This window comes from Paenibacillus sp. PvP094 (genome assembly GCF_040546835.1).
Taxonomy (GTDB): domain Bacteria; phylum Bacillota; class Bacilli; order Paenibacillales; family Paenibacillaceae; genus Paenibacillus; species Paenibacillus illinoisensis.
The window spans coordinates 3073499-3097593 of the sequence record NZ_JBEPOM010000001.1 but is presented as its reverse complement, the minus strand read 5'-3'; the positions used below and the strand labels follow the sequence as shown (position 1 = coordinate 3097593).

The window sequence follows — 24095 nt, the reverse complement described above, 5'->3', positions numbered from 1 at the left end:
TTGCACTAATTTTCCTGATAAAGGAGCCCCTTATTCCTCCAAACTTTCTCTGAAAATTCATCTATAAATATTCATGATCGAGCCTATAAATTCACCTAATATCATTTCAATATTCTATAGTGATTACCGGAAAACCTAACGTAATACGATTGCTTCCCTTATCGTGGTCCTGATGTACAGCAATCTGCATGTTCAGAATATCCGAGCCACTCTGGATCGCAGTCGGGAGCTCAGGGACACTGTAGGACACGCTTGCAGTGTTGTCATCCGTATAACGCTCAGCTGCATGCATACCCAGCTGGCTAGACAGCTTAGCCTCTGTCTCTTCTAGTTGATTGCTAACCGATGCATCGGTTGTTCCTCTGCCCTGAACTGCAAGGTTCCATGTTGCTTCCACCTTAGAATTTGCAAGCAGCTGATCTACCTGTTCATGCAAAGAAACGAGTTCGCTTAATTCAGTGGAACGATTACCCGCCAACTGTACAATAACATAGTATCCGTTCTCTCCAGTCACGACGGCATTTACCAATATGCCTGCACGACTTCCTTCAGCCTGAATCTCGCTGCGATATACATCATGACCTGTCTGGCTTCCCAAAACCGGTCGCGGCAGTCCCAATTGCTCCGACAAGCGTGCTGCTTCTTCCTCTGCACTCCCTGTCCCTTGTCCCTGCCATTTGATAATCATGCGTTCCATCTGATCCATTGCTGCGTTCGAAGTATGTATCAACTGTTCCAATTTCTCACCTTCTGACTCGTTTCTCTCTGCATACGCCGTCGTCATACCTATAACAATAATAAGTGCCAAAGCCACTATACCTGCAGACATCCAACGATTTAACATGGTTATCCTCCGCTCTCTCTTTCGTTCTATGAATCTATCAACAGCATGCCCCCTTTCCCCATTTGCTAAACTTCCTTGGACATCACAAAAAAAAGGCCCGTTCCACCATGTGCATGGTAGAGCAGACCTTTCCACTTGCCTAAATATGCTATTCAAATTCGTTAAGTACGTTTACTTGTTCAATGAATTTGCTAATTAAAGTCGTTCACATTACAGTCTGCTTACTCTGCTAGACCATTTTTATAGGCATAGATGGCTGCCTGTGTCCGGTCGTCCACACCAAGTTTGGCCAGGATATTCGTTACATGGAATTTGACTGTTTTAATACCGATGATCAGATCATCGGCTATATCCTGATTGGACTTGCCCTTCGCGAGTAAACGAAGCACATCCATCTCCCGGTCAGTAAGCTCTTCATGAGCCGGGGCTGCTGCCTGAGGCTGCCGGAATCGATTCATCATTTTGGAGGCCACCTGCGATTCCAGAACCGATTGTCCACGTGCCGCAGCACGAATGGCATCTGCCACTTCATTGGCTCTTGATGTCTTTAACAGATAGCTGAAGGCGCCTGCCTCAATAACAGGATACATTTTTTCATCATCCAGGTAACTGGTTAGCACAATGACTTTGCATTCCGGATACATTTTGAGCAGCTGCCTGGTAGCCTCGATCCCGTCCATGCCTTCCATGACTAGATCCATCAGAACAACGTCCGGCTTATATTCCTGTGCCAGTCGAATGCCTTCCTCGCCACTTCCCGCTTCACCCACAACCTCGATCCCGTCCTCCGTATCGAGCACGGCCGCGAGGCCGATCCGTACCATTTCATGGTCATCCACGAGCAACACTTTGATCGACGTTTCCGTCTCCGTTTCTACTTCCGGTTCCATTGACATGTTCTTCCTCACTTTCATCGCTCATCAAAGGTATCGTTATCTCAATTCGTGTTCCCTTACCTGGTGCCGTTACAAATTGAATGGCTCCCCCGATCTCCGTAACACGTTCCCTCATGTTGGCCAGACCATAGGAAGCCTGCTTCTGGTCATCCAGATCGAAGCCCTGACCGTCATCACGAATAAGCACACGAATCGCATCGGTCCGGCGCTGCAGCCGAATCTCCATTTTTTCTGCCTTGGCATGGCGCAGTGTATTGGACATCGCTTCCTGAATAATTCGGAACAGATGATTCTCAATGCCTTTGACCAAATGGATATCTTCATCCATCTCAAGCACAATGTCCATGGGTACTTTGGTTTTTAATTCCATGACAAGATCTTTCAGGCCCTGTTCTAAATGTTTGCCTTCCAGATAAACCGGTCGCAAATGCAGAAGCAATGCCCGCATCTCGGATTGGGCTACCGAAGCCATCTCCTCAATCAACGCCACCTGCCGCTGGGCACGTGCAAAGTCCTTTTCCATCTTTCGTCCAACCGCTGTGGCAGTCATCGAAATGGCAAACAACTGCTGGGAAACGGCATCATGCAGCTCTCGTGCCAATCGCTGCCGCTCTTCCACAATTGCCGTTATTCTGGCTTGCTCTGCGAGCTGTGCATTGTTGGTCGATAATCGTTGCAGTGAGGTAACCTGATCTTCCCACTTCTTGCCGATCCGCCCGAGCTGTTCGCTTAAACGGCCTACATCGTCGATCCCCAGATCGGGTACGGTGCGCGATAGAGATCCCTTTTCCCATTGTAGAAGGGTTTCCCGCAGCAATTCAAGCCTGCGTTTGACCCGGTAACTCTGATAGAAGCCAAAAGCCGCTCCGATGCCTATCAGCAATAAAACCAGCGCTAAGCCAGACTGAATCAGATGCCTCCATCCAGCAAACGGAGCAAGATAACCATATGTATACAGCACATATAAGATAACAGCGAGCACTATGAAAACAAGGAGGATCCCTTCACCCATACTTCGGGTTACCATGTCGGTATGTCGTTTTGTCTTCAACCGGGTCTCCTCCTTTTTTTCACTTATTGATTTATTACGGATTACGAATGCTTAGGTCGCCAACAATATAAGAAATAACAAATTTTGCTTTATGTTCACTGGTTTCATAACCAGGCGTTCTCCATATCAACTTGTTCATCATGCCACTGTCTTTTTCCCCATTCAGACTAATTCGTCCAAACATGACCGAAGCCTCAATCTCTACTCCGTAATCCTCAGGAAGTGTCAAACGAACATTTCCCATAACCCCTTGTAACAATACAATGGTCTGTTTTTCTTCCGGAAGGGAGAGAGACAGATCTGCATTGACTTCACCAATAGCGTGCCATAGGCTCATGCTTCGTAACGTCCAAGGCACCTGGTCCCAGTAATAGCGGGCCAAAAAATTCTGTTTGCGCATGACATCGCCATGCAGATGCATCTTTTTGTTTTTGGAATAAAAATAAGCTAGTGAAGCCAGTACAATTAAAAATACAATCATCAGGTTCCCAAGCAGCAGAAGACATCCACCAATCGCCAAGTAGCGGTGACCTTTGTGCGTATCTCCTTTACGAACCTGGACCATTCCAATCGTTAACAGGATCAGTGCGGCAGCTGTCAGCAGATTAATATGCTGATTCAATAGCATGATTATACCGATAATAATGATCGCAAATGCAAGCCATTGTTCTTTTTTGTTCATCTCTGCCGCACCTCCTCTGCAAGTTGATTTTCCCTATTCGTTGGAAAAGCCATACCAGGCAATAATGACCTGTATGGCTTAACCTTTGTTCTACAAACCGTTCTTTATTCACGATTTATAGAATATCATATTGTCTGCTGAGCGAACAGTTATTCTTTAGAAGTGCTGCCTGTTTCATTTTTAGATCCGTTGCCCAGTTTGTTTTTCAGGGCTTGCAGTTGTTGATCTACTTTGAATTGTTTTTCAACATCTACAGGATTGGTATACGTAGATTGTGTGTTCCGGTAAGGAGCACGGGATACGTCTGCTTCAGCTTCCAGCTGCATGATTTTCTCTTCCATTCGATGGAATCCAAGCGATGCACTACCACTTTCGATTGAATGCAGGCTGTTGATGGAAGACATTTGCTTTTTGGCTTTGGCCATTTGGGCACGGGATACGAGCTCATTGCGTTTGTTACGCATTTTGTAGAACTCGTCTTTCATGTCATGAAGCTGTTGCAGCAAATCTTTGGCTTGTGCTTCAGATTGTGCGTGCAGTTCACTGTACTCCGTAATTTTTTGATCAAAGTAGATTTTTTCTTCCAGTAATTTGCGAGCTACTTCTTCCTGACCATTAGCCAGAGCAGCTTCAGCTTGGGACTCGCGTTGTACCGATGTACGCTCCGCTTCGTCCAGGCGCTGCTTCATGCGACGCTCATTTGCCATTTGCTTGGCTACTGTTACTTCAGCCTCATGAATTTCGGCCTCCATGTCACGCAAATACTGGTTCAACATTACAATCGGGTCTTCCACTTTATCCAACATATCGTTTACCGACGCTTTAGTCATATCCTTAATCCGTTTAAATACTCCCATTTTACTTTTCTCCCTTCTCGTAACGAGATAATTTTTGGCGAAGCTCTTCAACTTCTTTTTTCAATGCTTTTTTCTCAATATCTTTCATCATGGAATCCAGTTCACTCTCTTGAGGTGCACCTGCTCCATAGCTGTTATTATCGTAAGAACGTGGGCCCGAATTGGGTCTGTTATTGTAACCTGGGCCGGGACCGAAGCCACCGTGACCTTGATTGCTGCCCCGGAAAGGTCCTCTGTTCGGGTCGTGATCATAGCTGTTGTATCCTCTGCCAGGACCGGGACCGTAACCGTACGGGTCATAAGGTGGAAACGGTTCTTTCGGTACCACCAGGGCTGCGATAAAGTAGATTAACAACGCTGTGCCGCCTGTTACAAAGATACTGATGACGAAGATGATCCGCAGCAGCGTGGAGTCCATTCCGATGGATTCGGATATCCCGCCGATCAAACCTGTTAGCATCCGGTCACGCGTTGAGCGGTATAATTTGCTCATGTGCTTACTCCTTTCGTTTACTTATATCCTGTTACGGAATCATATCCGTATGGATCTGCAGGATAGGGTTCCTTCGGTACCACTAATGCAGCGATGAAGTAGATCAGCAATGATGTACCCCCCGTAGCGAAAATACTGATGAAGAAGATGAGACGCAGCAGCATCGAACTAAAACCAAGATTCTCAGAGATGCCGCCGATCAAACCTGTCAGCCTTCGGTTACGCGTCGAGCGGTATAATCTATTCATGTGACTACTCCTTCCTTTCATTGTTCAGCTTCTGTTTCAGGCGCTCCAGCTCTTTATCCAAGGTAGAGGAGGACATGCTGCCTGCTGTTCCTGAACCATCCTGGCTCATGCGGCGAATGTCTCTCAGACTCTGTGCCTCATATTCAAGATCAGAGACTTGGTCGTCCAGGCGATTGAACATTCGAGGTACATTCTGATTATTGTAGTGACCTCTTTGATTCATTCGTTGCTGCAATTGAATGGTTTGCATACGAGCGTAGTAGTATTGACGTTTGCTGTACACATTCTGATACTCCACTTTCAGCTGGTCAATCTGTTCATCAAGTTCCTGTAATGCTGCATTGCTCTGGGCATACAGTTCGTTGTATTGTTCCATTTTTTCCTCATGGAGAATTTTCTCCTGCAGGGCCAGTTTCGCAAGATGCTCTTCTCCTGCTTTCAGAGCCATTGAAGCCTGCTCTTCCCGTTTGTGCACCATGCTTGCTGCCTGGTCGGCTTGCTGCTTCATCTGTCTAGTATGGCTTGCATATTGATGACGAAGCTTCTCGGCTTCGCCAATGTCTTGGCGGGTCGAGACCAGAAACTGATCAATCAGTTTGACTGGATCCTGACTTTGCTCCAGATGTTCATTTAATGTAGCTACGGTAATATCCCGCATTCGACGAAATACACTCATTATGTTCTGTCCTCCTTTTCAAGATCGTGATAATTTAGTAGCGGCCACGACGACTGCGATTGTTGCTGAGCATCGAGACACCGAAGATGATTAATCCGATGGCGATGATTGGTCCGATCAACCAAGCCAGTTTACCCATCAGTGACAAGATACCGATGATCAAGACGATCCAGCCCAGCATTACATTTCCTCGTTTAACCCCGTAGTAACCAAGTGCAATCATCAGAATCGGAATCAGATACCCCATCAGGTGTCCAAGAAGCGGAGTTAACTTTCCGAAAAGGATGAGAGCTCCCAGCGCAATCAGGACAATCGCCCAACCATTTCCCTTATTCCATCTCATAATTTTTTCACCACCCTTTCGGTTTGTATTTTGATTTGTTTATTTGCTCGTTTGTGTTTGTTGTTTCTTGTTCAACCTTATGTCTTTATTCTAGGGGAAACGGGGACTTTTCAAAACAGACCGTGGACGGTTTTTCATCCTAGACTCAGGTCGGGGATGGGGTTGGACCTCCGTCTGTCCTTGCATCAGACCTCTGTCGACATACAATGAAGTTGAAATTGGGATGCTTCATATCCCCTTATCAGAGTAGAGAGACTTAACCTCATCTGAGCTTGCAAGCGCCATTGATATGATCTGCCCTTAAGCCTTATGTACGTTTACAAAAGGAATTCGTTTCCCCCGAATGATGTACGGTTGAATGAAAAGCTCTTCTTAACTCGAAACGCAAATACTTTTTTATCCATATAAACAAATTTATGTTGTTATTAATGTAAGCGTTTACTAAAATAGAAGCAGTATTGATCCTAATTCTGAAGTTAGGAGTGGGGGCTGTGCGGTCCATCAGTTATCTTCATAAAATGATCTTGTTTGGCATTCTGCTCAGTACCTTGCCTATTCTGCTGGCCGGAATAGCGGCAATTCTGTATTCCATGAATCAAACGGAGCTGCATCGCATGCAAGCGAATAAACAACTTCTTTTATACATGCAGACGAGCGTCGAGCATAAGCTTAACACCGTCAGTTATATGCTGGATCAGGCGACTCGCTCTCCTATTACACTTCAGTCCCTTTCAGCCACACTTCCAGGAACATTAACGACAGCTAACCAGCTTCAATCCGAATTTCAACATATGCGATCCTGGGAGCCCTTAATGGATATTACGCTAGTTAACGAGGCTCAGGATTGGCTGGTCGATCATGCGGGGTTATATCTTAACACGGACTTCCCTTTGGCTCTTCCCATGCGAGATTTGTTGTCCAAAACCCTGACCTCTGGCTGGCAGCTGATTCCATCATCTGTATTTAAACATAATGAACAGGATTTCCCGTCCGGATGTAACTATCATATCGTGCTCGGCAGATCCATCTCGTTTATGAATGCACCCGCTGACTCAGCTTTAATTGGCGGAATTCCTGCATGCTCATTGCATCATTCTATTGTATCTGAATCCGTTGACATGGATATGTCTGCTTCAGAATTGATTATTGTGAACAGGGAACAGCGTATTCTTGTTCACCCCGATCCTATGTATATTGGACAACCCTTATCGGCAATGAACATCGAAGATATTGAATCTAAAATGGACATGAGCGAATTGCTCTCTCCGAATATGTCTGCTGCTTCAAAGGAATACCACGAGGTTCGAATTGCCGATACAGAATATTCCTTAACCTTCGCTAAGACACCGTTAAAGGGATGGACTTATATTTTAATTACACCCATGAATGTCCTATCCCAAGAGTATGTTGAGATTGGACTGTATACCTTGTCTGTCGGCGTAATACTCCTTCTACTCTCCATATTAATCGTATGGTTAGGTTCAAGGCGTTTGCATATCCCCATACGGAACCTGCTATCGCAGCTAGGAATTACTGACAGAGTTTTATCGAATCATTTACGATCTCAAGATGAATTCGAGCAGATCAAGACCCATATTACCCAGCTTTCAGCTTCTCGATCCCAGATGGAGTATAAATTAAATCAATACGTTTTGCAGACACGCACTCAGTATATGATAAATATGCTTCTAGGTAAGTGCTCACCTGGCATGCTGCACCAAAACTTGAGCGAACTAGGCTACAGAGATCATCTTATTGAGTGGCAACAAATAGCCGTATTGACCCTACAGATCGATTTAGCAAGTCAAACGAAGTATGATCATCACGATCTCGATCTCCTGTTATTTGCCGTTCAGAATATAGTGGACGAATCCATCGATAAGGATCGACAGCTCCTTCCGATCATTGTGGAACAGACTGTAGTAACCGTAATAGGTTCTATCCAAATGGACAACTCTGTATTTTCAAATGAACTTTACGAAATAACTGAGCTGCTGTACCATCGAGTGAGCGAAGTTTTGAATCTTCAGCTGAATATCCGTTTCAGCCAACCATACTCTTCCTTTTCAGAAATACACCTGGCGTATATTGAAGCCATGAAGCTGTTACAGCAGCAGACCATATCAGGAGCTAGCGTCAAACAAAATGAGGAAGCCTCAATTTACTCTTCCTTGTGGACGCTACCTTACCCTGAGTCCCTCGAATATCGTCTTATGCAATCGATTCAATCTGCAGATGAGGCAGAAGCTTCCGTACTATTACAACAGTTGCTCCAGCGTGTGTATCATATGGAATGGACAGAGGAAGAATACCAGGTTGCTTTAACTCGATTATTGATGCACATATTACAAATGATGCAGGAATCAGGTATACGACTTGGGCAGATCTCTTCAGGGCACAGCCCAATGATTAACGAACTGCTCGCTCTGCAAACGGCTGCCGATATCGAACAATGGTTTATTTACCGTATCATTAGACCGGTTATTGGCATTTTCAGAGAAAGGCATTATGCACAGCATCAGCAGATCTCGGAAAGAATGATTGCCATCATCCATCAGGAATACGATACCGATCTGACACTCGAAGAGTGTGCTTGTAGGCTCCATTATAATGCGAGCTATTTGAGTACTGTGTTCAGCAAAGAAACAGGCTACGCATTCAGTGAATATTTGTCACAGTATCGGTTCAAGATGGCCCGAAAATGGTTGGATGAAACCGAGCTAACCATTAAGGATATTGCTGCTCGGCTACGTTACAACAACCCGCAGAACTTTATCCGTTCATTTCGAAAATGGGAGGGAATCACTCCAGGTCAGTACCGGGAACGTAGACAGAAGCCTCTTCGCTCTTCCATGGAATAATTGTTTGTAATAACGAATGAAAAAGGAGCAGATGGTCTGCTCCTTTTAATGATTCGCGCATGGTTTATTTCTTATTTTATTGCTTAGCTTCTTTCTTACGAACAATCTTCATATTCTGTTGGTCCAGCTGAATTAGTATTTTTCCGAACCTGCCGCCACGTAGGAAGTTAACCACGCCATCTGGATAGGCACTTCGGATATAGTGCTCTGCCTTGTATAGTGAGTCTGTGTCCGTAGGCAATCCATAGGTGTTTAGCCATTCCTGTAGATGATCTACAACTTGCTGAACAGGCATCTCAATGGTGTTGACTTCATTAGTAATTAACGACGTATACGCGTAACCCTTCAAGAATAGCAGCTGTTGTATGTATCCCATATCTCCCGAACGGTAAGGCGGATTAACATGAAGTACCTCTTTAAACTCGTCTATTAACGTATGCACTCTCGGGCCGGCCATAGCACTGATATAAACGTATTTGCGAGCACTTTGAATTGCCTGTTCAACGGTTTCCCAATCAGACATTGCGGGGCACATGGAAGCAAAGGCAAAATCATATTTCTGTTCCCAGCCTTTCTCCTGAATCGATATTTCTTCAAACCGTTCAGGAACGATCTCAATTTTAGATGCTAATGTATTCGGGATTGTCTCTTTCATCAAAGAAATAAGCAGTTCAGAAGGTTCGACTGCAGTGACAGTTGCCCCCTTTTCTGCAAAAGGAATTGTAAAAATGCCTGAAGCCGCTCCAATGTCCAAAATGGATAACTCACTGAAGTCTACGCCTTGATTCTCAATCCAGCTCATGATGCGCTCGGAACGCTTCTTACCTTCTTCTGTGAAGGATTGATGATGATAGTCTCGTGCCCAGCGTTCAAATGCTTCTTCCGTTTCGAATGGCGCACTCTTTTTCTTATATCTTGGATTCCTCGGCCGCTGCTTCCACGCCTCTTCCCAGATCGATAGATCAAATAATAGTTCTGAATAATTAACTGAATTGTTCTCCTCAGACACTTTTTGCTCAAGCATTTCGTTTCACTCCGTTCTATGTAATAAAATTGAAAGTTCACCAGAAAGGATCTTCTCTTTTTAAACCAATAAAAGTATCTCAACACTGTTTAGCCAATATCACAATGGCTCCATATCAAAGACTTTATTTATCTACAATATATTTAATTTATTTATACGTCAACCTCATAGTTTGGACTATTCATCAATTGCGAGAAATAAAGTAATAAAAATAACCCTGTGAATTGTCTAAGCAATCCACAGGGTTATACGTTATACCGGCGAGAGGACTCGAACCTCCACGGTTTCCCACTCGATTTTGAGTCGAGCGCGTCTGCCATTCCGCCACGCCGGCATATCATGTTGTAGTATATTTTTAGTAAATATACTGGAGGCGCCACCCAGATTCGAACTGGGGATAAAGCTTTTGCAGAGCTGTGCCTTACCACTTGGCTATGGCGCCATATTTTTGGAGCGGACGACGGGAATCGAACCCGCGACCCTCGCCTTGGCAAGGCGATGCTCTACCGCTGAGCCACGTCCGCAAAATGGCTGGGGATATAGGATTTGAACCTATGCATGACGGAGTCAAAGTCCGTTGCCTTACCGCTTGGCTAATCCCCAATAAAAACAAAGGGGCGATCGAGGGGAATTGAACCCCCGAATGCCGGATCCACAAACCGGTGCGTTAACCACTTCGCCACGATCGCCATATGCGTTATTACTTAAAAAAAGTTAATTGGCAGGGGCAGCAGGAATTGAACCCACACCAACGGTTTTGGAGACCGTTGTTCTACCTTTAAACTATGCCCCTAAAAACTGGTGGAGGATGATGGATTCGAACCACCGAACCCGTAAGGGAGCAGATTTACAGTCTGATGCGTTTGGCCACTTCGCTAATCCTCCATAGTGGTGCCGGCGAGAGGACTTGAACCCCCAACCTACTGATTACAAGTCAGTTGCTCTACCAGTTGAGCTACACCGGCGTATTAAGTTGTAGTGATAATGGTGGCTCGGGACGGAATCGAACCGCCGACACGAGGATTTTCAGTCCTCTGCTCTACCGACTGAGCTACCGAGCCATAATAAAGTCTACTCATGAACGTTGCACTTTATCCAGGGCGTCGGTGCCATATATCAGACTTAGTGAACAGATTCCTCATGTAGGGTAAAAATGGCGGAACCGACGGGATTCGAACCCGCGATCTCCTGCGTGACAGGCAGGCATGTTAGGCCAACTACACCACGGTTCCAGATCACTTTCTGTAAAGAAAGTATAAATATTGCGGGGGCAGGATTTGAACCTGCGGCCTTCGGGTTATGAGCCCGACGAGCTACCGGGCTGCTCCACCCCGCGTCGTTATAAAAGTTATATGGTGGAGGCTGAGGGGCTCGAACCCCCGACCCTCTGCTTGTAAGGCAGATGCTCTCCCAGCTGAGCTAAGCCTCCGAACAACACATTTATGATCTTAACATAAAACTGTTGTTAAAATCAACCTCTTTTTTGAGGTGAAATTAGTGACCCGTAGGGGATACTCTCACTTCGTTCGAGACTGCGTAGCAGTTGCTAACGATGATTATCCTCCGACGAACCTTTGGGATTCTCATCCCCTTGATGCTTTAGAAGTAAAGCTATGACCCGTAGGGGATTCGAACCCCTGTTACCTCCGTGAAAGGGAGGTGTCTTAACCCCTTGACCAACGGGCCTTACTATGGCGGAGAGAGAGGGATTCGAACCCTCGAGACGCTTGTGGCGCCTACACGATTTCCAATCGTGCTCCTTCGGCCAACTCGGACACCTCTCCATATGGCTCCCCGAACAGGACTCGAACCTGTGACAACTCGATTAACAGTCGAGTGCTCTACCAACTGAGCTATCAGGGAATATTATTCAGAGATCATTCTCTGAAAACTAGATCCGAAACGAAACTTGCGATCAAAACCTGCAATTTGGATAAGCCCTCGACCGATTAGTACTGGTCAGCTCCATGCATTGCTGCACTTCCACCCCCAGCCTATCTACCTCGTCGTCTTCAAGGGGTCTTACATACTGGGAAATCTCATCTTGAGGGGGGCTTCACGCTTAGATGCTTTCAGCGCTTATCCCGTCCGTACATAGCTACCCAGCGGTGCTCCTGGCGGAACAACTGGTACACCAGCGGTACGTCCATCCCGGTCCTCTCGTACTAAGGACAGCTCCTCTCAAATTTCCTACGCCCACGACAGATAGGGACCGAACTGTCTCACGACGTTCTGAACCCAGCTCGCGTACCGCTTTAATGGGCGAACAGCCCAACCCTTGGGACCTACTTCAGCCCCAGGATGCGATGAGCCGACATCGAGGTGCCAAACCTCCCCGTCGATGTGGACTCTTGGGGGAGATAAGCCTGTTATCCCCAGGGTAGCTTTTATCCGTTGAGCGATGGCCCTTCCATGCGGTACCACCGGATCACTAAGCCCGACTTTCGTCCCTGCTCGACTTGTAGGTCTCGCAGTCAAGCTCCCTTATGCCTTTGCACTCTTCGAATGATTTCCAACCATTCTGAGGGAACCTTTGGGCGCCTCCGTTACTCTTTAGGAGGCGACCGCCCCAGTCAAACTGCCCACCTGACACTGTCCCCGTACCCGCTGAGGGCACCAGGTTAGAACCTAGATACGATCAGGGTGGTATCCCAACGGTGCCTCCACACAAGCTGGCGCTCATGCTTCAAAGGCTCCCACCTATCCTGTACAGATCGTACCCAAATTCAATATCAAGCTGCAGTAAAGCTCCATGGGGTCTTTCCGTCTTGTCGCGGGTAACCTGCATCTTCACAGGTATTAAAATTTCACCGGATCTCTCGTTGAGACAGCGCCCAAGTCGTTACGCCATTCGTGCGGGTCAGAATTTACCTGACAAGGAATTTCGCTACCTTAGGACCGTTATAGTTACGGCCGCCGTTTACTGGGGCTTCGGTTCACAGCTTCGGGATTACTCCCTAACCGCTCCCCTTAACCTTCCAGCACCGGGCAGGCGTCAGCCCGTATACTTCGCCTTACGGCTTCGCACAGACCTGTGTTTTTGCTAAACAGTCGCTTGGGCCTTTTCACTGCGGCCCCCTCGTGCTATTCACACTACCGGGGCACCCCTTCTCCCGAAGTTACGGGGTCATTTTGCCGAGTTCCTTAACGAGAGTTCTTCCGCGCGCCTTAGAATTCTCTTCTCGCCTACCTGTGTCGGTTTGCGGTACGGGCACCTTCATCTGGCTAGAGGCTTTTCTTGGCAGTGTGAGATCATGACCTTCGCTACTGTAATTTTCACTCCCCATCACAGCTCAGCCTTAATGATGTGCGGATTTGCCTACACATCAGCCTCACTGCTTGGACAGGCATCCATCAGCCTGCGTCACTACCCTACTGCGTCCCCCCATCGCTCGTAACGATTTACGGTGGTACAGGAATTTCGACCTGTTGTCCTTCGACTACGCCTTTCGGCCTCGCCTTAGGTCCCGACTTACCCTGAGCGGACGAGCCTTCCTCAGGAACCCTTAGGCTTTCGGCGGATCAGATTCTCACTGATCTTTTCGTTACTCATACCGGCATTCTCACTTGTATAATGTCCAGCGCTCCTTACGGTACACCTTCAACCCTTATACAACGCTCCCCTACCCCTGATGCAAAGCATCAAGCCATAGCTTCGGTGGTGTGTTTAGCCCCGTTACATTTTCGGCGCAGAGTCACTCGACCAGTGAGCTATTACGCACTCTTTCAATGGTGGCTGCTTCTAAGCCAACATCCTGGTTGTCTGTGCAACTCCACATCCTTTCCCACTTAACACACACTTGGGGACCTTAGCTGATGGTCTGGGCTGTTTCCCTTTTGACAATGGATCTTAGCACTCACTGTCTGACTCCCGGAAGTAAGTCTATGGCATTCGGAGTTTGACTGAGCTTGGTAACCCTTGCGGGCCCCGCACCCAATCAGTGCTCTACCTCCACGACTCTGTTTTCCGAGGCTAGCCCTAAAGCTATTTCGGGGAGAACCAGCTATCTCCGAGTTCGATTGGAATTTCTCCGCTACCCCCACCTCATCCCCGCACTTTTCAACGTGCGTGGGTTCGGGCCTCCAGTGCGTGTTACCGCACCTTCACCCTGGACAGGGGTAGATCACCCGGTTTCGGGTCTACGTCCACGTACTATGTCGCCCTATTCAGACTCGCTTTCGCTGCGGCTCCGGCTCTTCACCTTAACCTTGCACGGGAACGTAACTCGCCGGTTCATTCTACAAAAGGCACGCCATCACCCCTAAAATGGGCTCTGACTTCTTGTAAGCACACGGTTTCAGGTTCTATTTCACTCCCCTTCCGGGGTGCTTTTCACCTTTCCCTCACGGTACTGCTTCACTATCGGTCGCTAGGAAGTATTTAGCCTTGGCAGATGGTCCTGCCGGATTCATACGGGGTTTCACGTGCCCCGCACTACTCGGGATCCGTCTCGGAGGGAACCAACTTTCAATTACAGGGCTTTTACCTTCTTTGGCGGGCCTTTCCAGACCTCTTCATTTAACCGGTTCCTTTGTAACTCCATGTGAGACGTCCCACAACCCCAGAGAGCAAGCTCTCTGGTTTGGGCTGTTCCGCGTTCGCTCGCCGCTACTGACGGAATCACTATTGTTTTCTCTTCCTCAAGGTACTTAGATGTTTCAGTTCCCCTGGTATGCCTCTGCATAACCTATGTATTCAGTTATGAGTAACTGGATATTACCCCAGCTGGGTTTCCCCATTCGGACATCCCCGGATCAAAGCTTGCTTACAGCTCCCCGAGGCAGTATCGTTGTTCGCCACGTCCTTCATCGGCTCCTAGCGCCTAGGCATCCTCCGTGTGCTCTTAGTAGCTTAACCAATTCGCTCGTGTTCGAGCTGTCTCTTCCCTTGGTTTGCTTGCGCAAATCCAAAAGTCGTTCCATTCGATCACTCGCTCATACAGTATCACTAATATTTGAAACTTGTTTTAACACAAGTTCAGCTAAAAGGAATGTTCTAATTCGCAATTTTCGTTTCGATATCTAGTTTTCAAAGAACAAGCTCCATGCAAAAGCAAGCTGTTTTGAGAGTTTGAGCTCTCAAAACTGAGCAACGAGTGAGTTAAAAGCTTTACGAAGTAAAGCTCGCTTCGGAAGCATACTTCCTGAAGACTTTTTGAATGTTTCCGCTACGGGAAACGATTCTCCATAGAAAGGAGGTGATCCAGCCGCACCTTCCGATACGGCTACCTTGTTACGACTTCACCCCAATCATCTATCCCACCTTCGGCGGCTGGCTCCTTGCGGTTACCCCACCGACTTCGGGTGTTATAAACTCTCGTGGTGTGACGGGCGGTGTGTACAAGACCCGGGAACGTATTCACCGCGGCATGCTGATCCGCGATTACTAGCAATTCCGACTTCATGCAGGCGAGTTGCAGCCTGCAATCCGAACTGAGACCGGCTTTTTAGGATTCGTTCCACCTCACGGCTTCACAGCCCGTTGTACCGGCCATTGTAGTACGTGTGTAGCCCAGGTCATAAGGGGCATGATGATTTGACGTCATCCCCACCTTCCTCCGGTTTGTCACCGGCAGTCACCTTAGAGTGCCCATCCGAAGTGCTGGCAACTAAGATCAAGGGTTGCGCTCGTTGCGGGACTTAACCCAACATCTCACGACACGAGCTGACGACAACCATGCACCACCTGTCTCCTCTGTCCCGAAGGAAAGCCCTATCTCTAGGACGATCAGAGGGATGTCAAGACCTGGTAAGGTTCTTCGCGTTGCTTCGAATTAAACCACATACTCCACTGCTTGTGCGGGTCCCCGTCAATTCCTTTGAGTTTCAGTCTTGCGACCGTACTCCCCAGGCGGAATGCTTAATGTGTTAACTTCGGCACCAAGGGTATCGAAACCCCTAACACCTAGCATTCATCGTTTACGGCGTGGACTACCAGGGTATCTAATCCTGTTTGCTCCCCACGCTTTCGCGCCTCAGCGTCAGTTACAGCCCAGAGAGTCGCCTTCGCCACTGGTGTTCCTCCACATCTCTACGCATTTCACCGCTACACGTGGAATTCCACTCTCCTCTTCTGCACTCAAGTCATCCAGTTTCCAGTGCGATCCGGGGTTGAGCCCCGGGATTAAACACCAGACTTAAATGACCGCCTGCGCGCGCTTTACGCCCAATAATTCCGGACAACGCTTGCCCCCTACGTATTACCGCGGCTGCTGGCACGTAGTTAGCCGGGGCTTTCTTCTCAGGTACCGTCACTCCTTGAGCAGTTACTCTCAAGGACGTTCTTCCCTGGCAACAGAGCTTTACGATCCGAAAACCTTCATCACTCACGCGGCATTGCTCCGTCAGGCTTTCGCCCATTGCGGAAGATTCCCTACTGCTGCCTCCCGTAGGAGTCTGGGCCGTGTCTCAGTCCCAGTGTGGCCGATCACCCTCTCAGGTCGGCTACGCATCGTCGCCTTGGTGAGCCGTTACCTCACCAACTAGCTAATGCGCCGCAGGCCCATCCTCAAGTGACAGATTGCTCCGTCTTTCCAGCTTCCTTCAGGCGAAAGAAGCAAGTATTCGGTATTAGCTACCGTTTCCGGTAGTTGTCCCAAGCTTGAGGGCAGGTTGCCTACGTGTTACTCACCCGTCCGCCGCTAACCATCAGAGAAGCAAGCTTCTCATCAAGTCCGCTCGACTTGCATGTATTAGGCATGCCGCCAGCGTTCGTCCTGAGCCAGGATCAAACTCTCCAATAAAGTATTGAAAAGAGCGATTAGCTCATTTTGATTCTGACGAGATTAAAAATCTCATTGTTGTTCCAGTTTTCATACAGTCAGATGACATGCACCAAAAACCTTCACGCTCATCCTGCAAGCAGGATGATTACTCACTCGTTGTTCAGTTTTCAAAGATCAAACGTTGTTTGTGATTCTTCTTTTTGCCAACCGCGTTTTCGGCGGCGACTTAAATAATGTATCACATTCAGCATCTTTTCGTCAAGAACTTTTTTTGTTTTTTTTTAAATCATTAAGTTCTCAACTTGTCCCTCACAAGTCTTTTTTCAAAAAGCCCGTTTGGGGAACGAAATATAATGTATCACATTCCATAAGTACGAGTCAACCTGTTTTTATTAATTTTTATTACAAACAAAAAAGGAAGGTTTCCCCTCCTTTTGCCAAACCAAATCATTGAACTATACGGCCTTGTTCAGGCTTCAATCCAATACCGAATCTCCCGCCCTTCGCCTCCTATTAAGGATGGCCAGCCGGCCGATTCCTTTACAATAGAACGAAGAACTAGTTTCCGTAGAATTAAAGGGAGATCTTCTCCTACAAATCTTAATTGAGGATGATGGACCAGTTCGTCCACGCTCCATGCTTCTTTTCGGCTTCTAATTACCCGCAGAAGCAATTCCGAGCAATCACCCATTTTGGACATGACCGAAAATTCACAGGCAAGAAGAACAAGTTCCACCCGCTGTTCCAACGTCTCCGAGCTTACCGTAAGCTCCTGATAGAGCTTCCAAAGTGCCCGATCCATACTCTGCACATGTGTCCAAACAGCATGGTCAGGGTATACTCCATGTTCTATCAATACAATCCTGGCCCAGTTACCCAAAGCCTCCAGTACACTGTAATAAGCATCAACTACGTGTCCTTCCTGAATGTGCCGCTTGGCCTCCACATACATTCTCAGAAAGCTTGCGAATTCATGCAGCAGCTTTTGTTCCCGCATCTCCAATCCAAAGGCGGATAGCTCTTCCCTCAGGGCACTCAAGGCGCCTTCGGATTCCCATATGATCTCGCCCTCAATCAAGCATTGCATGAGATTGTTATTATCACCCGTAATTACACTGCTCTGCAGTTGATTACGCCCCGCATAGATGATTTGATAGCGCAAGTCCCCATAACGGTAATGACCAACGTCCGACATACTTTGATCCGTATCACAGACAATGAGAACAAGCAATTCGAAATCCTGAATCAGGGAGCCGTGGAATCGCTCACCCGGATGGGAATAAGCGATAGCCCCAACTGCCCCCGACTCTTCCGACTGTCCGGATAAAAAAGCTAGGTTCATTAATTCCACGATTCCCTCCATACATTTCATGGCAGTTAAACGCCAAGTCAGTTATAATGTAATTCTACATGCAGACTAAAGTTTCCTTCTTTTCCAGGTCCAATACTACTCATACGATAGGAGCATTTTTCATGATTTTTAAATCAGCTAAAATTAATGCTTTTCGCACTTGGGGATTGTTACTCACCATGCTAGGCATGGGGCTAATGGTACTGGGAACTGCCGGAATTGTGTTTTGGGGACATGCAGGCAAAGTGTTTGCAGCCGTGGGACTTGTCATCGGACTCGTTGCCATGATGGCTAGTCTGGCCATCTACTTCTGGGCTGGAATGTTGTCTACAAGCGCTGTTCAAGTGGATTGCCCTGAATGCGGTAAAATGACCAAAATGCTCGGCAAAACGGATCGTTGTATGTTCTGCCATACCATCCTCACTCTGGATCCTAATCAAGCGAACACAAACCGTCCTCATCTGAAAGCGCCTTCTCCATCTATTTCTGATACGGATCACCGTATTAGTCCAAAAGGCTAGTATCACTCATTCACTTCACATCTAAGATCAACGAGTAAACAAACAAAAAAAAGGCCCGGTATCTAGACCGAGCCTTTTTTGCGTTTTTTTCAAACAATGAATGGATTCGAATCATATAAAAAAAGATAAGTTCAGTAACCGTTTATCTCTAACGACTTACCTGTTGCAACGTCTTCCATGCTGATGCGTTAGCAAAACTGCGATTCCAGGCAGCTACACCACCCAGTTTGAGTGATTCAATGAGTTCTACACGGGCCTGTAAAGAAACGGTATCTTCTATCCAGATTTTCTTGGTCGCCCCACCCTCAGTAAATTCCACATAATTCTGTCCACTTTGAGAGTCCAACACTGGTTTGAGTTTCTTCTCTTTGATCAAATCAGCAACAGTATCCATTCCGACCGCTTTGGAAGATACTTTAATCTCTCCCTGTTCGTCTGCTTCCTCTGTCCAGATTCGCGTATACAGCGGAACAGACATTATCAATTTGTTAGAAGGGACTTCATCTTCTTCAAGAATTTTTCTCATAGAGGCCTCTGTCCATGGCAGCGAAGCAACGGAACCGGCCTTTGGACTGGCAGCCCAGTGCTCATCGTACGCCATAACCATCATGTAATCGACAAAGGAACCGAGTGAACGTCGATCCAGAAAAGCAGACCACATTTCACTATTGGATTTTGGAGTTACATCAATGGAGAGCATGAGTCCGTGGATGCGTGCCATCGCTTTAATCTCACGAACAAATTGAGTAATATTGGGTCCATCATCGGTATATACGTTCTCGAAATCAATATTGATGCCATCCAATTGGTAGGTCTGCGCGTATTCCAGCATCTGTTCGATGATATGCGTACGGGTCTCGTATGAGGCTACGGCCTCTTTTGTAATATCCGGGTCGAAACTGTTATCCATCAGTCCCCATACTTCCATACCGGAACGGTGAGCCCAGTTAACATACGCTTTATCGGCTTTGCTCTTCACATTGCCCTGGCCGTCCGTAATATGGAACCACGTTGGACTGACCACATTCACACCCGGCATCTTACCTATAGAACTGACGTCAGGCTGACGGTTGTATACCGCCTCCCACACTAGATTTACCGTTTTATTCTGCCACTTCTTCTCGGCAGCCGTCAGAGTGAATTTAGGCTTGTCCAGCTCCTTTTTCTCTGTTAGGGAAACGTACTTATTATCCACATAACCGACATAGCCGTTATCCAGCTGAACAAAACTCTGCTCATCACCTGTCTGCCATACCCGTACCCGGGCGTTCTGTTCCATATCCGCAATAATCGGGGAAGACTCTCCTCCACGTTTGTACAAAGGAATGGTCTTATCCGCTTTGGATGACAAGGTATCAATCTCCGCATATTGGATGGTGTCTCCTCCACGCATCAATATAACTGCACCCGTAGATGTATCTTCCTGTACGGTAATCCCGTAAACTTCCTTCAAGGGTTTAAGAGGGATGTATGCCTCTCCTCCGATGACCTCAGGCTCAACTGACATTGGGTAGTCCTTATGATTGAGCTCGGCCTTGGTGCTGCCTTCCTTCATATGAAGCACACGCTGCGGAGTCGCAATAATGATATCGCCTGTGTCGGCTTCGTAACGTATGCCAGGATCAATCGCCTCCTGTAGCACGTTCACCGGCAGTTTGAGCTCCTCCCCAGTTCCAGAAGCTTCACCATCCATCAATTGACCATCCACAAAAACAGGCTGATTCATTCCGATCCAATCGGGGTCCTCGTGAACCTGGTTCAGCCAGACATTCGTTATAAACCAGTAAGCACCGCCTGCAATAAGACAAGCTCCCAAAAAACCAGGCCAGAACGAACGCCTCTTCTTCTGCCTTGTATATCTGCTTTTTCTACTCAAACGCCTACCTCCGTTAATCATGCTGAATCATGAAGATATCATTGCCGCGTGAAAATCATGCATGTAATCTTTGATTAAAAAAACAAAAAACGTGTAGAATCCAAACTGAATTCTGCACGTTAATATTGTAATTCATCTCTCTTAATCCCTGCAACTTTTACAAACACCATAAACTTCCAATCGGTGTCCGTGGACTTCAAATCCGGTACTTGATTCCGCCTGGAGCTCAACGCTTTTGAGCGAAGGATAACTGAAGTCTTCAATTTTACCGCATTTATCACAAATGACATGGTAATGATCCGTCACATTGGCATCGAAGCGGCTGGAGTTATCTCCGTATGTCAATTCCCGAACCATGCCGGCCTCCAGAAACATCTTCAGATTGTTATATACAGTCGCCACGCTCATACTGGGAAATTGGGGTTCAAGCGCACGGTAAATTTCATCGGCAGTCGGATGCCCCATGGATTCCATCAGATAATTCAATATGGCATGGCGCTGGGGTGTAATACGGACACCGGTCGTCTTCAGATGCTCCAACGCATGTTGGACACGTGTTGCCATAAAACCCACCGCCTTACCTTTCATTCTCCTGAAAAAACAAGATCCATTATCATCTTATCCATCGGAGTTGATTCTTGACAAAGAACAGGACGTTTAATCTTTCCTTCCATGTTACCTTGCCTTTTATTATTTTATTGTACGGCGATTGTAAGTTTATTGTCAACGCGGCAGTTACGGAACTTCAGAGGTACTATCCTGGGTATTCTCCCCGTTATCTTCGCTCTGCTCCAAATCATCATCCAAGTCTTCCAGATTTGAACTGTTCGTATCAGCCGAAGGCACATTCGGGTTGCGATTAATGGTAAGGTCGCTGTTCCCCTCAATTTTAACCGTGTATTCCCCTTCACCAAGCTGGCCTTCAATGGTTTTATTTTGCACTTTAAATGGCAGGTCAGTCTTCAGATCACCGTAACTGCTGGAGCCGCTCAAACTGTAATCTCCCTGATGAGGCAATAAAATGCTGATTGCACCAACAGCACTGTATACATCCCAATCCCCGCCTATTTTGGAGGAAACGATGCTAATGCTTCCATTTAGAGACTGAGCCCTGATACCGAGATTTGCGCCATCCAGCGTAATATTTCCGTTCCGTGTTTCAGCGGTAAATTCACCAATTGAATCCGTAATGCTTATGCTCCCCACCTGTGTGGTCAGATCTACATCCCCCGAAACTCCGCGGGCCTTCATATCTCCCCGGTTGCTATCCAGATCAACATTACCCATCGCATTGGCCACAATCACATCGCCATTTAGCGTTTTGCCCGTAATGTCACCTACCGCATTCGTAATCCGGATACGTCCGTTCCCCGTTTCAGCCACAATAGTACTAATTGCCTCCGGCCGATTTAACAATATGGCTCCATTGGATGTGCGAATGTCCAGATTGAAACGCCGGTCATCCGGGATCGTAATCGTCATATTCATGCGAGGCTGTGTTTTATCGTTATCTCCATAAGTTTTGCCCGTTGCGGTAATATGAATAACCTTGGTACCGTCCGTTTCAACAAACGATGCATCTGCAACAGCTTTTGCCTCTACCTCGGATGTCTTATCCACCCATACTACAGTGCGCACCTCTATCTCTTCCGTATCTCCGCGCTGTACCGAGATATCTCCATTAACCCCCTGCACGACAAGATCGGAAGTATCCATACCAACAGGCACACGAATCGTACCCTTGTCCTGCATGTACCCTGCTGCCTGGCTATAGTCCATGGAGGCTGCTCCCAGATTAAGGCTTACCCTGTTCCACAAGTGCATATAGTGGTCCTGTTCTGTCACAATAAATACCGCAGCCGTTAGCACAAGGGAAGCCAAGATCCCCTTGGCATCCGGTCTGAAGCGCATCTTTACTTTCTCATCCTGCAGCTCATCAGCTGATGTCCTTTTCTTGCTGCGCGTCCACAGGAACAACAATATGTATTCCACACCCAATGCGATAAGCAGCAGTGGCCACCAGTCGACCATTTCATATACGTAGTCAGTTCCCCACCGTTTATCCAAAATCAACAGCACACCGACCGCTACGATTAAGGCGGCAGCCGTATAGCGACCGACCCGGACTTTACGGTTCATTATGTTCCCTCCTCAATTCTCCTAATCTAACCTTTTTTCTTGCGCAGCATGACCCAAATCTCACGGCCGAACAGGATCAGCCCTATAATAATGAGTACACCGGCAAAAACATATCCACCATACAGAGCGAGCATTTCCTGAAACCAGCGAGGTTTGCGGAAGAACAGCACCATCAGCCCGCCACCAACAATAAGCAGCAGCCCAAACGAAATGCCTCGCTCCCATGCCATAAAGGCCTCACCAACAGCACGCTCGTTCATTAGAGGCTTGTCCGTATTTCCATGAGTTGCAGCTCTGCGCCTCCGCATCATGACCCAATCCGCAGATTGCAGTACATCGAATACATTGTAAAAGTAGATCACCGGAATGAACAAAGCGAGCAAAATTAAAAGGGGCACATTAATCTGTATACCTATAGATGAAAAATACAAAAGCGCTGACAGGTCGAGTAATACAAGCAGCATGAACGTCAGACCTCTCATATACAGCCGCAAATAGATATGACCCAGGCCAGGAATGATCGCACTGAGCAATCCGGCAATAAATTTATGTGTCCGATTTCGGAGCGGCTTGGTTTTGGCCGTTTGTCTCCTTTTTCCAGACGGATGTTTACTTTTCATGACATGCTCCTTTCTTATGAAATAGCATTCCCGCTCTTCATGCATTTGGTTAGATAGTACCCTAAAGAGCCCGGAGAGTAACTGGAAGAAATATGGATATGGTTAAAAACCCTCCGGCACAACAGGCCTAAGGAGGGTTTCACGATTTATTCTATGGATACTTTGGTCACATGCTCCCACTGCCTTAGCTTAGTTACCAGCTGTACTGTATTGAGTTCATGTGGTACATGTACGTGGAGTACAATCTCAATCTTTCGTTCAACCGAAATGACCTCGGCAAAAGCCAGATCCTGCTCATTGACTGTAATTTTGCGTATTTTAATCTTCTCCTGCTCCATGAATGAAGACACCTGCTCCAGGAAGCCGGGTTCAGACAACGTATGCAGGGTGACGACATGCAGCTTGTTTCCTCGTATATACCTTAGCTCCAGCTTGTTGAACACCCACAGATTGAGCAGCACCAGAACCGTAGATACGATGGAGGCAAAAAAGAATCCCGCGCCTGCTGCCAGTCCAATGGCGGCTACAACCCAGATCGAAGCCGCGGTGGTAAGTCCTGTAATGGACTTCCCGGTAAACAGGATCGTACCCGCTCCCAGGAAGCCGACACCCGTAATAACCGCTGTAGCCAGACGGGCCGGATCAATCCGCACATTTAATTCATTGGCAAAATCCTTAAAACCATAAACAGACAACATCATGATCAGTGCAGACCCGAGACAGACCAGAATGTGGGTACGCAGACCAGCAGCATGATTGGAACGTTCACGCTCCAGACCTACAAGTCCTCCAAGCAGCATGGCTAGTAATAATCGCAATAAAATGTGCCACTCATCGATAAACCAAGGATTGCCCAAAACTGGTATTCCTCCTTCAAAAAATTCACAT

General features: G+C 47.2%; 18 protein-coding genes, 15 tRNA genes and 2 rRNA genes. 2 read left to right on the top strand and 33 right to left on the bottom strand.

Going from position 1 to position 24095, the window contains the following annotated elements:
- Positions 1-106 precede the first annotated feature (106 nt).
- The 9 genes from ABIC22_RS14325 to ABIC22_RS14285 all read right to left on the bottom strand — a co-directional run bounded on the left by ABIC22_RS14325 (position 107) and on the right by ABIC22_RS14285 (position 6090).
- Positions 107-844, bottom strand: a complete 738-nt coding sequence (locus ABIC22_RS14325; protein WP_354481594.1) for a YwmB family TATA-box binding protein — start codon at positions 842-844, stop codon at positions 107-109.
- Positions 845-1065: 221 nt separating this feature from the next.
- Positions 1066-1734 (bottom strand): response regulator transcription factor, encoded by a 669-nt coding sequence (locus ABIC22_RS14320; RefSeq protein WP_095292211.1) that lies wholly within the window; start codon positions 1732-1734, stop codon positions 1066-1068.
- Positions 1676-2791, bottom strand: a complete 1116-nt coding sequence (locus tag ABIC22_RS14315) for a sensor histidine kinase (RefSeq protein ID WP_127538881.1) — start codon at positions 2789-2791, stop codon at positions 1676-1678. Before ABIC22_RS14315 ends, ABIC22_RS14320 begins: the two co-directional genes overlap by 59 nt.
- 34 nt (positions 2792-2825) lie before the next feature.
- Entirely contained in the window at positions 2826-3473 is a 648-nt protein-coding gene (liaF, locus tag ABIC22_RS14310; RefSeq protein WP_154896437.1) for a cell wall-active antibiotics response protein LiaF, read from the bottom strand.
- A gap of 149 nt (positions 3474-3622) precedes the next feature.
- Positions 3623-4330, bottom strand: coding sequence for a PspA/IM30 family protein (locus ABIC22_RS14305; protein ID WP_127538879.1), 708 nt, complete (start codon positions 4328-4330; stop codon positions 3623-3625).
- A 1-nt stretch (position 4331) separates the two neighbouring features.
- On the bottom strand, positions 4332-4823 hold the full coding sequence (locus ABIC22_RS14300) for a PspC domain-containing protein (protein WP_354481589.1): 492 nt from the start codon (positions 4821-4823) through the stop codon (positions 4332-4334).
- A gap of 17 nt (positions 4824-4840) precedes the next feature.
- Entirely contained in the window at positions 4841-5071 is a 231-nt protein-coding gene (locus tag ABIC22_RS14295) for a PspC domain-containing protein (protein WP_095292218.1), read from the bottom strand.
- Positions 5072-5075: 4 nt separating this feature from the next.
- Positions 5076-5747 (bottom strand): PspA/IM30 family protein, encoded by a 672-nt coding sequence (locus tag ABIC22_RS14290; protein WP_110756943.1) that lies wholly within the window; start codon positions 5745-5747, stop codon positions 5076-5078.
- Positions 5748-5781: 34 nt separating this feature from the next.
- A complete protein-coding gene (locus ABIC22_RS14285; RefSeq protein WP_095292221.1) occupies positions 5782-6090 on the bottom strand; it encodes a LiaF transmembrane domain-containing protein in 309 nt (102 codons plus the stop codon).
- A gap of 491 nt (positions 6091-6581) precedes the next feature.
- On the opposite strand from ABIC22_RS14285, the gene ABIC22_RS14280 reads away from it, so the two are divergent.
- The gene (locus tag ABIC22_RS14280) at positions 6582-8951 is read left to right on the top strand and encodes a helix-turn-helix domain-containing protein (protein ID WP_354481584.1); all 2370 of its coding nucleotides are present in this window, start codon (positions 6582-6584) and stop codon (positions 8949-8951) included.
- A gap of 76 nt (positions 8952-9027) precedes the next feature.
- On the opposite strand, the gene ABIC22_RS14275 is transcribed toward ABIC22_RS14280, so the two are convergent.
- The 19 genes from ABIC22_RS14275 to ABIC22_RS14185 all read right to left on the bottom strand — a co-directional run bounded on the left by ABIC22_RS14275 (position 9028) and on the right by ABIC22_RS14185 (position 18042).
- The gene (locus ABIC22_RS14275; protein WP_354481581.1) at positions 9028-9975 is read right to left on the bottom strand and encodes a class I SAM-dependent methyltransferase; all 948 of its coding nucleotides are present in this window, start codon (positions 9973-9975) and stop codon (positions 9028-9030) included.
- 255 nt (positions 9976-10230) lie between these two features.
- Positions 10231-10309, bottom strand: a tRNA-Leu gene (locus tag ABIC22_RS14270).
- Between the two features lie 34 nt (positions 10310-10343).
- Positions 10344-10417: transfer RNA gene (locus ABIC22_RS14265), tRNA-Cys, on the bottom strand.
- Between the two features lie 7 nt (positions 10418-10424).
- Positions 10425-10499: transfer RNA gene (locus ABIC22_RS14260), tRNA-Gly, on the bottom strand.
- A gap of 4 nt (positions 10500-10503) precedes the next feature.
- Positions 10504-10578 (bottom strand) — tRNA-Gln (locus ABIC22_RS14255).
- Between the two features lie 13 nt (positions 10579-10591).
- Positions 10592-10664: transfer RNA gene (locus tag ABIC22_RS14250), tRNA-His, on the bottom strand.
- 30 nt (positions 10665-10694) lie between these two features.
- A tRNA-Trp gene (locus tag ABIC22_RS14245) sits at positions 10695-10768 on the bottom strand.
- A gap of 6 nt (positions 10769-10774) precedes the next feature.
- A tRNA-Tyr gene (locus tag ABIC22_RS14240) sits at positions 10775-10860 on the bottom strand.
- A 4-nt stretch (positions 10861-10864) separates the two neighbouring features.
- Positions 10865-10940, bottom strand: a tRNA-Thr gene (locus ABIC22_RS14235).
- A 20-nt stretch (positions 10941-10960) separates the two neighbouring features.
- Positions 10961-11036 (bottom strand) — tRNA-Phe (locus ABIC22_RS14230).
- Positions 11037-11129: 93 nt separating this feature from the next.
- A tRNA-Asp gene (locus ABIC22_RS14225) sits at positions 11130-11207 on the bottom strand.
- A gap of 30 nt (positions 11208-11237) precedes the next feature.
- A tRNA-Met gene (locus ABIC22_RS14220) sits at positions 11238-11311 on the bottom strand.
- A 17-nt stretch (positions 11312-11328) separates the two neighbouring features.
- A tRNA-Val gene (locus tag ABIC22_RS14215) sits at positions 11329-11404 on the bottom strand.
- A 185-nt stretch (positions 11405-11589) separates the two neighbouring features.
- Positions 11590-11661, bottom strand: a tRNA-Glu gene (locus ABIC22_RS14210).
- A gap of 6 nt (positions 11662-11667) precedes the next feature.
- A tRNA-Ser gene (locus ABIC22_RS14205) sits at positions 11668-11759 on the bottom strand.
- 3 nt (positions 11760-11762) lie between these two features.
- Positions 11763-11838: transfer RNA gene (locus ABIC22_RS14200), tRNA-Asn, on the bottom strand.
- Between the two features lie 66 nt (positions 11839-11904).
- A 23S ribosomal RNA gene (locus tag ABIC22_RS14195) occupies positions 11905-14833 on the bottom strand.
- Positions 14834-15166: 333 nt separating this feature from the next.
- Positions 15167-16718, bottom strand: a 16S ribosomal RNA gene (locus ABIC22_RS14190).
- The 16S and 23S rRNA genes sit together here with 15 tRNA genes alongside, the layout of an rRNA operon.
- Before the next feature lie 451 nt (positions 16719-17169).
- Positions 17170-18042, bottom strand: coding sequence for a nucleotidyltransferase-like protein (locus ABIC22_RS14185; RefSeq protein WP_246058551.1), 873 nt, complete (start codon positions 18040-18042; stop codon positions 17170-17172).
- Between the two features lie 131 nt (positions 18043-18173).
- On the opposite strand from ABIC22_RS14185, the gene ABIC22_RS14180 reads away from it, so the two are divergent.
- Complete coding sequence (locus ABIC22_RS14180; protein WP_095292538.1) at positions 18174-18572, top strand: DUF2614 family zinc ribbon-containing protein; 399 nt, start codon at positions 18174-18176, stop codon at positions 18570-18572.
- A 148-nt stretch (positions 18573-18720) separates the two neighbouring features.
- Here ABIC22_RS14180 and ABIC22_RS14175 read toward each other — a convergent pair whose 3' ends face one another.
- The 5 genes from ABIC22_RS14175 to ABIC22_RS14155 all read right to left on the bottom strand — a co-directional run bounded on the left by ABIC22_RS14175 (position 18721) and on the right by ABIC22_RS14155 (position 24064).
- Positions 18721-20469, bottom strand: coding sequence for a glycosyl hydrolase family 18 protein (locus ABIC22_RS14175; RefSeq protein WP_354481577.1), 1749 nt, complete (start codon positions 20467-20469; stop codon positions 18721-18723).
- Between the two features lie 120 nt (positions 20470-20589).
- Entirely contained in the window at positions 20590-21012 is a 423-nt protein-coding gene (gene perR / locus ABIC22_RS14170) for a peroxide-responsive transcriptional repressor PerR (protein ID WP_024631328.1), read from the bottom strand.
- A gap of 171 nt (positions 21013-21183) precedes the next feature.
- Positions 21184-22587, bottom strand: a complete 1404-nt coding sequence (locus tag ABIC22_RS14165; RefSeq protein WP_154896732.1) for a DUF4097 family beta strand repeat-containing protein — start codon at positions 22585-22587, stop codon at positions 21184-21186.
- A gap of 26 nt (positions 22588-22613) precedes the next feature.
- Positions 22614-23207, bottom strand: coding sequence for a hypothetical protein (locus ABIC22_RS14160; protein WP_354481573.1), 594 nt, complete (start codon positions 23205-23207; stop codon positions 22614-22616).
- A gap of 146 nt (positions 23208-23353) precedes the next feature.
- Positions 23354-24064, bottom strand: a complete 711-nt coding sequence (locus ABIC22_RS14155; protein WP_127539905.1) for an MgtC/SapB family protein — start codon at positions 24062-24064, stop codon at positions 23354-23356.
- Between the last annotated feature and the right edge of the window lie 31 nt (positions 24065-24095).